Consider the following 817-nt stretch of genomic DNA (forward strand, 5'->3'; position numbering starts at 1 on the left):
ATTATGTGAGCCGAACAACCGGTATTGCCAGTGATACAGTGATCAATGTTAACCATCAGGAAACAATGATTGCACTGGTCAAGGCGATGATCCAGATGGAGAACGGCCATCAACCTTATTCAGATGATGTTTTTACACGGGCATTTGAAATGCTATGAGTAGCCAATACGTCACCGGCGGTGCTTTTGTTATTGTCGCTGGTCTGCTTTGGTTCTATTACAGTGAATATCAGGAAAAGGCCAAAGATTATGATGAGCTGAACGATAAGTATCTAAAACAGGTCATTGCTATAAATCAGTGGCAAGAGCGCATCCAGCACCTTGCTGAACTGGACAAGACCCACACTCAGGAACTCGCCAATGCCAAATCTGAAATCGACACTTTGCGGGCTGATGTTGCCGCTGGTCGTCGCAAGCTGCGTATCAAAGCCAACTGCCCCGTGCGTGAAGCCTCTCCCTCCGGCAGCGTGGGCGATGCAACCTCCGTCGAACTCTCTGGAGAAACTGGATCAACTGTTCTCGATATCCGAGAGGGCATCATCAACGACCGGGCAAAATTAAGCTATTTGCAGGAATACGTTAATACTGAATGCAGGGGAAATGATGGAAAACCAATACCGTAAAATCACCGGCTATCGTGAATTAAGCCAAGATGAAATTGATTGCATGATCCGGATGATAAACTGCGTGATGTAATGGGGGAACCTTGGCTTGAAAAAACGACACAGGAAATCGCATCAATTATAGTTGAGCATTTCAATTTGTCAGATCAGGAGTTAGAGGTTTCTGGTAGATAATATTTGTATGTTCCCCGTATG

Annotated in this window: 1 protein-coding gene; it reads left to right on the top strand. The window is 45.4% G+C overall.

Annotation, left to right across the window (positions count from 1 at the left end; all coding sequences use genetic code 11):
- Window positions 1–154: 154 nt before the first annotated feature.
- Window positions 155–622 (top strand): lysis protein, encoded by a 468-nt coding sequence (locus tag PSI15_RS18220; RefSeq protein ID WP_273584756.1) that lies wholly within the window; start codon window positions 155–157, stop codon window positions 620–622.
- Window positions 623–817: the final 195 nt, after the last annotated feature.

Origin of the sequence: Xenorhabdus sp. PR6a (assembly GCF_028599065.1) — a bacterium.
GTDB lineage: Bacteria > Pseudomonadota > Gammaproteobacteria > Enterobacterales > Enterobacteriaceae > Xenorhabdus > Xenorhabdus doucetiae.